8 protein-coding genes are annotated in these 9,708 nt (G+C 69.3%); 5 read left to right on the top strand and 3 right to left on the bottom strand.

The annotated features are described in order from the left end of the window. Positions 1 to 203: 203 nt before the first annotated feature. Positions 204 to 1,064, bottom strand: coding sequence for a nucleotidyltransferase domain-containing protein (locus ACGFY9_RS36455; protein WP_393761447.1), 861 nt, complete (start codon positions 1,062 to 1,064; stop codon positions 204 to 206). A 101-nt stretch (positions 1,065 to 1,165) separates the two neighbouring features. Further along, positions 1,166 to 2,542: a helix-turn-helix domain-containing protein gene (locus tag ACGFY9_RS36450; RefSeq protein ID WP_393761445.1), complete on the bottom strand. Its 1,377-nt coding sequence runs from the start codon at positions 2,540 to 2,542 to the stop codon at positions 1,166 to 1,168. Positions 2,543 to 2,640: 98 nt separating this feature from the next. Between ACGFY9_RS36450 and ACGFY9_RS36445 the strand changes: the two genes are divergently transcribed. The 5 genes from ACGFY9_RS36445 to ACGFY9_RS36425 all read left to right on the top strand — a co-directional run bounded on the left by ACGFY9_RS36445 (position 2,641) and on the right by ACGFY9_RS36425 (position 5,794). After that, positions 2,641 to 2,853, top strand: coding sequence for a hypothetical protein (locus ACGFY9_RS36445; RefSeq protein ID WP_393761443.1), 213 nt, complete (start codon positions 2,641 to 2,643; stop codon positions 2,851 to 2,853). A 238-nt stretch (positions 2,854 to 3,091) separates the two neighbouring features. Continuing rightward, positions 3,092 to 3,664: a hypothetical protein gene (locus ACGFY9_RS36440; RefSeq protein ID WP_393761441.1), complete on the top strand. Its 573-nt coding sequence runs from the start codon at positions 3,092 to 3,094 to the stop codon at positions 3,662 to 3,664. A 40-nt stretch (positions 3,665 to 3,704) separates the two neighbouring features. Beyond that, positions 3,705 to 4,112: a UvrD-helicase domain-containing protein gene (locus ACGFY9_RS36435; RefSeq protein WP_393761439.1), complete on the top strand. Its 408-nt coding sequence runs from the start codon at positions 3,705 to 3,707 to the stop codon at positions 4,110 to 4,112. Between the two features lie 87 nt (positions 4,113 to 4,199). Then, positions 4,200 to 5,543 (top strand): 3'-5' exonuclease, encoded by a 1,344-nt coding sequence (locus ACGFY9_RS36430; RefSeq protein ID WP_393761437.1) that lies wholly within the window; start codon positions 4,200 to 4,202, stop codon positions 5,541 to 5,543. Continuing rightward, on the top strand, positions 5,540 to 5,794 hold the full coding sequence (locus ACGFY9_RS36425) for a hypothetical protein (RefSeq protein ID WP_393761435.1): 255 nt from the start codon (positions 5,540 to 5,542) through the stop codon (positions 5,792 to 5,794). Before ACGFY9_RS36430 ends, ACGFY9_RS36425 begins: the two co-directional genes overlap by 4 nt. On the opposite strand, the gene ACGFY9_RS36420 is transcribed toward ACGFY9_RS36425, so the two are convergent. After that, the gene (locus ACGFY9_RS36420) at positions 5,784 to 9,428 is read right to left on the bottom strand and encodes an NACHT domain-containing protein (protein WP_393761433.1); all 3,645 of its coding nucleotides are present in this window, start codon (positions 9,426 to 9,428) and stop codon (positions 5,784 to 5,786) included. The genes ACGFY9_RS36425 and ACGFY9_RS36420 overlap by 11 nt on opposite strands. Positions 9,429 to 9,708 lie beyond the last annotated feature (280 nt).

Genomic DNA, 9,708 nt, shown 5'->3' with positions numbered 1-9,708 from the left:
ACCGGGAAGCCTGCCGACCCGCGGCCCCGGTCGCGTACGCGAGGAGCCCCCCGACCCCCCCCCCCCCCCCCCCCCCCCCCCCCCCCCCCACCCCCCCCCCGCCCCCCCCCCCCCCCCCCCCCCGCGCGCGCGCCGCGCCCCCCCCCCCCCCCCCCCCCCCCCCCCCCCCCCCGACGGGGACTCACCCAGACAGGGACGGTCTGTCACAGGCGGGGTAGGGCAGAGCGGTCCTGGGCGGTGATGTGGAGGGTGTGCAGGGGCTGGGTCCGGGTGGGGCGGACGACCTCGAACCAGTCGGTGCCCTCCTGCAGGTGGTGGGAAATGCTGCGGTGGTGGCTCCAGCCGAATCCGATGCCGGTCTGCCAGGTGGTGTTGCTGTAGCGGCTGCCGATGACCGGTTCCCCGTGGAGGTAGACGGAGTCGAGGGGGCGGGAGGTGGCTTCGAGGTGAGCGAGGACGGCTGCCGCGGCGCGGCGCAGCGGGCTGGTCTCGCTCCAGCGGGTGAGGGCTTCGAGGGCTGCGGGATGGGCGGGTTCGGCGTCGGGGAGCTGGAGTTGGCGGATGGTGGCGGCCTTGCGGTCGACGAGGTCGGTGAGATCGATGCGGACTGGGCGCGGGACCCAGCGGTCGATGCCGTCGAAGGCTTCGATCATGTGGTCGCGTGGGGCGCGGCCTGCCTCGGGGTCGGGGGTGATGGCGGCGAGCCGGGTGCGGGCGGCATCGACGGGTTCGCCCCGGATCCACAGCAAGGTCAGTTCGAATCCTTCCGCTTCGAGGCTCTTGCGTTCACCGAAGTGGATCTGCAGGCCGCGGCTTCTGCCCTTGAGGGCGCGCTTCATCGAGGCGGAGGGGTCGCCGCCGTAGGACAGGGAGTGAAGGAACTCGGAGGTGAGGCGGTCGTCACGGCGGTGCTCAACGACCATGTCGACGTCCGAGGGGTTCAGTGCGCCGCGTGCGTAGGAGCCGAAGACGAGGATCTCGTCGACGAGGTCCAGCGGCCAGCCTCCCTCCTCCAGGCGGTCGAGCATGTCGTTGAGGAGCGTGGTGGCGCGCTCGCGTTTCACGGAAAGCCTCCGCTGGTCGGTTCGGATGACGGCTTTGAGCTTGTGGTTTTCAGCCGGTCTGCCGCGGGGCGCCCGGCCAGGGGTGTAGATGCGGTGGTGTCCTACAGGGTGGTCGGCAGGGAGATCACCGGCTGGGAGATGGCCTGCGGGATGCAGGCGGGAGCGGTGCGGCCCGCCTGGGTGCAGGTCAGGGTGAGGAGTTGGAGGTAGCCGAGGGAGACCGGGCGTCCGGGGAGCTTGCCCGTTGCCTGTTCGAAGCGCTGGAGTGTGGGGGGCTTGATGCCCAGGTGGCCGGCGGCGTCGTGGAGGTCGAGTCCTGCGGCTTCGCGGGCTTCCTGGAGGGTTTGGGCGTTGTCGTGCCAGACCTGCGGTGCACTCTCGGCGGTGTCCCGGGCCACGGCTGCCCGGGCCGCGGCAAGGGCGGTGTGGATCCGGTCGGTACGGGGTCCGAGCAGGAATCGGGCGAGGCGGGCGGCGTCGGCCGCGTGGTCGACGCCCTCGCTCCAGGGCTGTGAGGCCTCCTCGTACACACGGCCTCGGGCCCTGGCGCAGTCCTCACGCCCGCCGGATTCGGCACCGTAGGAGCGGTGGCGGTCGCTGGTGCAGGCCAGCGTGCTGTCCTTCGCGAGGTCCATGTCGCGGTCCTCGTCGTCGGCCTCGATGGCGTCGATGACGTCCTGGACCTGCCGGCGTTCTTGTGGAGTCAGGACGCTCGCGAGTGCTTCCGCGGCCGCCTGGGCTTCGGGACGTCCGGCGGGCTCGAAACTGCCGCCCCAGGCGTGGGATGCGTCTTCTCCCTCCGCCTTCTGGAAGGCCACGTCGATGGCTTCGAAGGTGTGCGGGCTCCAGGCCTGCATCATCAGGATGATCTCCTGCAAGGCACGCTGGGCGGCCGGCTCCGTCTCCTCCGCGGTACCGCTGCTGTGGCGGCCCCGGGTTCCGCTCATCCAGTCGGTGAAGGTCTCAGGCCGGCGGGAGTCGGACGGTTGCGCGGCCGCGAACCAGCGCGCCGCCCTCACGACGCAGGCGTGCGCGTGCTGGATGGCGGCGTACCAGCCGAACAGCGCCTCACGGTAGTCATCCACATGACGGTCCTCGGCAAAGGTGCCGGTCTCCGTTCGGCAGCGCTGCGGGCACTCCGCCGCGCTCACCCGGTAGAGAGCGGCACGGGTCTCGGGGAACGTCAGCAGAGCGGCGTCCAAGTGCTCATATTTGGGGCCGCGGTTGCGGCGCTTTTCGAGCCCCTGGTCGAGGAAGACATGGAAGCGGGGTTCCTCATGCCAGTTGGCCGCAGCGCTGCGGACACGGAAGTCGCTCTGCCACGCTCCGGTCGCGATGACCTCCCGCAGCGCCGAAGCCACGTCCCGCCGCAGTGCCGCACCCAGTGAGATCAGCACCGGCAGGCACTGGGGATCACTCCCCAGCGCGGACATCACCAGATCGACATCGTCATGACGATGAAGATGACGCTGGAACACGAACTCCCCCTTGAGTGCAACAGTCCCCAACTGCCGCCGCACCGTGGTGTGGAGGCAGTCCCCCATCTTGCACGAGGGCTACGACAACGCACCGGTCGATGGGGGCACCGGAGCTTAAGGAGTTCGACGGCGTCGTCACCGTCGAGGGCATCTACAGCTCGAAACTCCTCGACGCGCGATGGGACGCGAGACGCACGGATGAGGCGCGACGGCTGCTCCGGGTCGCGATCACACGCGCCCGCCGCACCGTTGTCTTCATCCGCCCGGCCGACGCTCTCCCCCTCACCCCGCCGCTCCCGGCCACGGGCTGAACGGTCTCTTTCTCCTTGCGCACCGCATTGACCGTGAAACCGGCGACTGCGGCATCGGGTCGTTGGAGGCGGGACGGATGGGCCGTCGCATCAAAATCGGCCGCCCTTTCGGGATTTCGCGCACGCGTCTCAATCGAAGCGACCTGGTGTCAGTGGGCGCTGCCATGTTGATCGCTCGCGGCCTGAACTAGGCCGAAGGCTGAAATGACCCGCAGTGCGGGTGGATGGGACGTGAAACGTGGCCTTGAGGGCGACGGCTGAACAGGAGGCGGCCCGGGAGGCGTTCGCCGCGGGCCAGGACTTGGCCCTGGTGGCCGGCGCCGGTACGGGAAAGACGTCGACGTTGGTGATGATGGGCTCGGGGACGCGGCGGCGGGGCCTGTACGTGGCCTTCAACAAGCCGATCGCGCAGGAGGCCAAGGGCCGGTTCGGGCCGAACGTGGAATGCCGTACGTCGCATTCGCTGGCGCACCGCGCGGTAGGCCGCCAGTTCCAGGACCGTCTCGACGCCTCTCGCCATATGCCGCTCAAGCGCACGGCGCAGTTGCTGGGGCTGGATCGGGACCTGGCGGTGGGCAAGCGGCGGCTGAGGGCGACGACGCTGGCGCGGCTCGTGATGGAGATGGTCCGGCGTTTTTGCTACAGCACGGACGAGCAGGTGGCGGCCCGGCACCTGGGGCCGGTGAACGGGCTGGACGACCAGGGTGCGCAGTATCTGGCGGAGGTGCTGCTGAAGCGGGCACGGTGGGCGTGGGAGGACATCTGCTCGCCTGCCGTGGGAAGCTGCCGTTCCAGCACGACCACTATCTGAAGATGTGGGCGCTGACGCGGCCGAGGCTCCAGCGGACTTCGTGCTGCTGGACGAGGCGCAGGACACCAACCCGGTGTTGGAGGAGATCTTTCTGACGCAGGACGCCCAGCGGGTGTGTGTCGGGGATCCGGCGCAGCAGATCTATGAGTGGCGGCATGCCAAGGACATCATGAGCGGATTCCCGGGGCAGCGGCTGGAGTTGACGCAGTCGTTCCGGTTCGGTCCGGCGATCGCGGAGGTGGCGAACCGGTGGCTGCGGGCGGCGGCGGCGGCGACGCAGCTGACCGGGCACGCCGGCGGGGCCTCCGCGCTGGGGCAGGTGGAGGTCCCCGATGCGGTGTTGTGCCGGGGCAACGCGGACGCCCTCGCCGAGGTGCTGCGCTTGCTCGAGGAAGGGGTGTCGGTTGCCCTGGCCGGGGGGCGGCAAGCCGCTGCTGAAGATCGCTGAGGCGGCGGCGGCAAGCCGCTGCTGAAGATCGCTGAGGCGGCGATCGACCTGCAGGCGGGCCGGCGGACCTCCCATCACGAGCTGTTCTTGTTCTCGTCCTGGGGCGAGGTGCAGGAGTACGCCGAACAGGACTCCGCGGCGGCGGAGTTGAAGGCGATCGTGGAGCTCGTCGACGCCTACGGGCCGCAGCAGATCATCGCGGCCGTCCAGCGGATGGTCGACGAGGATCGGGCGCGCGTGGTGGTGTCCACGGTGCACAAGGCCAAGGGCCGCGAGTGGCGGCGGGTGCGGATCGGGGACGGCTTCACTCCGCCGGCGGACGAGCCCCGGGCGCGGGGTGTGCATCCGGCAGAAGCACGGCTGATCTACGTGGCGGTGACGCGGGCGCGCGAAGTGCTGGACATCTCTGGGATCCGGTGGGCCGAGGCCCGGATCCGGCAGAACCGGCGCACCTCGGTGACGAGTACCCCGGAGGGTGTGCCGCTGGCCGCGCTGCCTTTGACGGGGCAGCTTCAGTACCCGCGCTCCCCCATGTCCACCTTCTTGTCCCGGCATCTGCCGCGCACGGAGCGGGTGGTCGGCTCATACCAGCACCGGTCGCGGGACCTTCCGCCTGCCGTGCAGCCGATGGACGAGCGGCGTCCCGACTATGCGGCTCTCGGACACACCGTCGACTACCGCCTGCGGCTCAGCCTCGGCCGCAGCCCGGGAAGCGCGGTACTGGCCGGTGTTCAACTGCTCGGCAGTACCTACCCGCTCGAGGGCTCTCCCCCGCCCGAGGTGCGCGCGGCCCTGCATGCGGCCGGCACCCGGCTGCTCGCCGCCCTCCACGCCCATCTGAAGGGTGCATCCCGGCTGGGTGAGCAGGAGCTGACCCGGCTGTGTCACGTGGCGGGGTTCTGCGAGGCGGTCTACCGCAACGGCGTCTTCTCCCGGCGCCGCAACCTGCTCGCCCACGCCGACGCGCACATCACTCTGGATCAGCTGACCGCGGCAGTCCCGGTCTATGTGCTGGACGACATTGCCGAGCAGATGGAACTCGCCGACCGGCCCTTTGCGCCGTTTCGGCGGCTGCCGGACGAACAGCGGGTGTGCGGACCGGTGTTCACCGGCAGCAGCGACCTCGGCGGCGCCGACGCGGACTTCATCGTGGGCGGCCTGCTGATCGACTGCAAGGCCACCACCCGCCCCCACACCATCAACCGCCCCGCAGTACAGCAACTCGCCGGATACCTGCTGCTCGACTACGACAACACCTACGCCATCGACCGAGTCGGCCTCTACCTGTCCCGCCAGGGCGCCCTGCTCACGTGGAGCGTCCCGGAGTTCCATACCGCTCTGGGAGCTCGCGTTCCTCTGCCCCGGCTGCGCGCCCTGCTACGCGATCACCTTCGCCAGGCACAGCGCTCGGCATCCTCGAAGGAGGCTTGACCGAACGCCTGGCTTGGCTCGCCCCGCCCGAAGCACGGGCGAAGCGCTCCAGCCTCTGGTTCCTGGAGCTCTTCGGGCGTACCGGCAAGGACGCGGTCCTCGCAGGTGGCAGCGCGAGTCTCCGAGCCGGTTGGTCATCGCAGGGCATCGAGTCTCTATGGCTCGGTGCCCTGTGGGACATCTGCGGGCGCTCGTCTGAACGCTTCCCGGGCGAGGGCGCGGCTTGTACGGGCGGCTGTGTCAGGAAGTGAACCATTTGGCCTCGTCCGCTACATCGGCCAGGTAGGCGTCCGCTCCGCTGCGTGCCGCCCTGTCCGCTTCGAGTACGAAGGTCATGGGGTACTCGAACGGAGACTCAAGGATGGCGGCAGCGGCCTCGGGAGGGATGCGACTCGGCACGGCCGTAACCGCGGCTCGGGGGCCGTGTGCTTTAACAGCGGCCAGAGTCTCGGGCCTGAGGGTGTGGGCCGTGCGGGCAGTGAGTGCCAGATGAGCGGGCCAGGCTGCCGTGCTGTAGGCGGCCATGCCCGCCAGCGCGGCGTCGGGCAGGGGACGCAACTCCAGGTCGCGCGCTGACTGTGCGGGGTGGGCAACGTAGTGGGCAACAGCAAGAGTGGTGCACGGGGCGAAGGCAGTGGCGGCGGGGAGGATGGCCGGGGACAGGCGGCGTGCGAGGGTGGCGCCCAGTCGGCTTGAGCTCATGAGGAGGGCGTGGCGCACATCCTCGGGAAGGCTCTGGAGTGCTTCGTCGATGCGGGGTAGGTGCGTGGTGACGACGGTTTCGTCGGCGATGGCCAGTAGGCCGAGTGTCCAGGTGGCGCGGGAGAGCGGATCGGTGTGGGTGGTGAACTGCTCGCTCCACCAGGCGGCGGCGGTGCGGTGGCGGCGCAGTTCCTGCAGCAGACGGCCGTAGTCGGGCTCGGGTCCGAGGGGCTGCGATCCCGCAGTGATGTCGCCGCCGGTGGTGAAGGCGGTCGCTGCAGCGCCGATCACGGTGATCTCTGCGGCCAGCCAGCACGGTCCCAGCAGGGCACTGAGCGTGCGGGCCGCGTTGCCCCAGGGTGAGGTGGTGCGTTTTTGGCCCTTACGGAAGGCGAGGGCGGTCTGCAGCGCGTCGAATCGCGGATCACGGTCTTTCAGCCGGGTCAATGCTGCCTGCCGCTGCTGGCCGAGTAGGTCGGGGTCGCGGTGGCCGACCGTTTCCAGCAGTGAGGGAGCGGAGTCGCTGGCCGCCATGCGAAGGAAGTTCTGCGGGCGCAGGATGCGCAGGAGGTCAGCGGCGTAGGTGGGTGTGGGGCAACTGGATTCGCTGGCATGGCCGTTGAGGACTGCCTTAACGAGTCGCTGCTCGTGGCGAGAGCCGGGCTCGGGGGCCAGGCCTGCGTGCAGGGCCGCGGCGGCCGTGGTGTCGTCGGCGAGGGCTAGGCGTTCGAGGTCCAGCCCGGTGAGCCGGCCGGCGCAGTGGAACGGTGCACCGAGGGTCAGCCAGGCCGCCTCCTGGCCGGTTCCCAGGGCCTCCCGCATGCATGGGTGCCACCAGGCGTGGAAGACGTGGGCGTCGTCCAGCAGGAGGACGGCCAGTTGCAGACGTTCGGCAGCCGCCGGCGAGGCGGGATCGCTCGCCACCTGCTGCAGGAACTGGTCGGCCAGGTGCTGGGCCCCGCGGTCGGCAGTGGGCAGGGGAAGATCGTCGTTGGTGTTCAGTTCGTGGTGGACGAAGCGGACGCTGAGATCGTCGAGAAACAGTTCGGCAGCGCGCCGCTGGGTGCGGGAGCGGCCGCTGAAGACACCGTCGGCCAGCAGGACCCAGGCGGACAGACGCAGTTGACGCGGGCGGGTGCCCTCGTCCCGCTCTTCTTCCAAAGTCTCCACCAGCCCTGCCAGTTCGTTGGGTTTGGCGAAACCCGCAAAGAATCGGCTGGTGTTGAGCCAGTAGCCTCTGCGCACCAGTTCGCGCAGGACTTCCGCCCGGTCGAAGCCGCGCTGATCGGCGCCTGCGAAGTCGTACAGGTAGCGGGCGGCGAAGTACTCCCGCAGCGGCTGCACATCGAACTCGAAGGTGCCCTGCGCCTTGCTGGTCAGGGCCCACACGCGGTCGGTGACGGCGGTGAAGAGGTCGTCGACCAGGGTGACGTTCTTGTCGACGCTGAACAGGTAGTTCAAGATCGCCCGCTGCAGTTCACGGGTCGGCAGCTGGCCGTTTCCGCCGTCCTTTTCCGCGCGGGCCTGCAGGTGCCAGCCCAGGTAGGCGGTGACCTCTTCGAGGTCGGTGCGGTGTTCGTCGACCGCGGCGGTCTTCTCCGCCTCCCGGTCGAGGAAGGTCTCCATGTAGGACGTGTAGAGGTCGGTGCGGTTGGCGGGCACCGAGTTGCCCCGCTTGTGCATCAGATACAGCAGGATGGTCAGCTGCATCGGGTTGTCGGCGAGCTGGGAGATGTGCGGTTCCGCGGAGCGGTGGCGGAAGATCCGCTCCAGAGCGCGGTGCTCCTTTTCCGGGATGGCTCGCGCTCGCGCCCATTTGTGCAGGTAGGTGATGCGCAGCGTCTCGTTGAGCCGGTTCAGGGCGATCGTCTCGAAGCGCTCTGGACTGGGTTCGGCCAGTCCCGCCACGTTGGGGCGCGTCGTGACGATCACCTGAGGGCGGAAGGCGGTGCGCAGCCGTGCGGTGAAGCTGTCGATCTCGTCGACGACTCGCTGGCGGGTTTCGGGGCGTGCGACTTCGTCCAGGCCGTCGAGGACGATCAGGACGGGCAGGCGTTCGAGGATGTCGTTGACCGTGGCGACGGTGGCGGGCAGACCGCCGCTGCGGGCGGTAAGCAGCTGCGCGAGAAAGGCTTCCAAGGAGCCCTGCTTGCGCAGCGTGGGGCGGGCAGGACGGTCTTCCTCGTTGAAGGGATCGCTCCCGGCCAGCCACGAGGCGTAGTCGCGCAGGTCGATCCTCAGCGGCAGACGGGGATCGGTGAGCAGGGCCCGGCCCAGGGACGAGGCGGGGTTGACCGTGGGTTCTTCATCGCTGAGGTAGGCGGCACGGTGCAGTTGGCAAAGGTACTGGCCAAGGGTCGACTTTCCCTGCCCGGGCTCGCCCCGCACGAGGGTGAACGGCTGGCGCGCGGTCAGCAGATAGTCGGCCGCTCCGCCCAGATCGTCGACCTCCAACTGCTCGAAGCGGCCCCGGCTGATCGCCGTCGGCATCGCCACGCGCAGTGCCTCGACGTCGATGAACAGATCCCCCAGACGGTGGGAAGTCAGCTCGACCTGCTTGAACTTGACCTTGGCGTCCTCGTCCCACTGAGTGGCGACGACCTTCAACGCCAGTGTGCGCAGGGCATGGTCGTGCGCGGCCTGTCCGGCCCCATCGATCAGATAGCGCACCAGGTCCTGGCCGGCGAGCATGTCCGAGTACGCCCACTTCAGCTCGGTGGGCGCGGCATCCACGCGGGCGTCGAGGTCGGCACGCCACCAGATATGGATGGGAATGCCGAACTGGGCGGTGTACTTGGCCAGGAGGGCATCCATCGTGTCCATCGAGCCACGCTGCGGAACAGCTGTCCCTGCCACCGACGTCAGCAGGTAGTAAGCCTCGGCGCCCTCCTCCACCAGACGGCGAATGTTGTCGGCCTCGCCGTTGATCGCCGCGTTCAGCCACGCGACCGGATTCTGCTGGGGCTTACTTGTCCACTTGACCTGGTAGATGGCCAGTCGGCCACCATCGCCACGAGTGGCGTCGCGACCGCCGTCGGAGTGCCCGACCGGGTAACAGCGGGTGTCACTGAAAACATGAGCGAGCAGGGCGTTGCACAGCCGCTGGAATGTCTTCTCCCCCAACCGCTCGTAGAGGTATCGCCCCTCCGGTGCCGCCACCTCGTGCCCTGTTTGCCTGGCCAACGCCCTGCCCCTCCCGATCTTGATGATGAGCGCTGCCCACTGTAGGACGCACCACTGACACGCTGCATGTGCTGCGGTGCAGGCCCCGGATCCACCAGCCCCGGTGCCTCACGCTGTGGCCTGGGCCAGCCGCTGACGCTCCTCACGGCTGGTGGCGCGTGAGGATGTACGGCCGGAGGCGCGAACGCCGAGTCGGGTCTTTCATCTTGTGCGCATTGGGCATCCGCGCGCTGCCGACTGCTTAGGGTCGATACGTCCGGCCTATGGAGAGGGACAATCC

It is taken from the genome of Streptomyces sp. NPDC048504, assembly GCF_043200035.1.
Taxonomy (GTDB): domain Bacteria; phylum Actinomycetota; class Actinomycetes; order Streptomycetales; family Streptomycetaceae; genus Streptomyces.
This window is presented reverse-complemented; position numbering and strand designations above follow the sequence as displayed.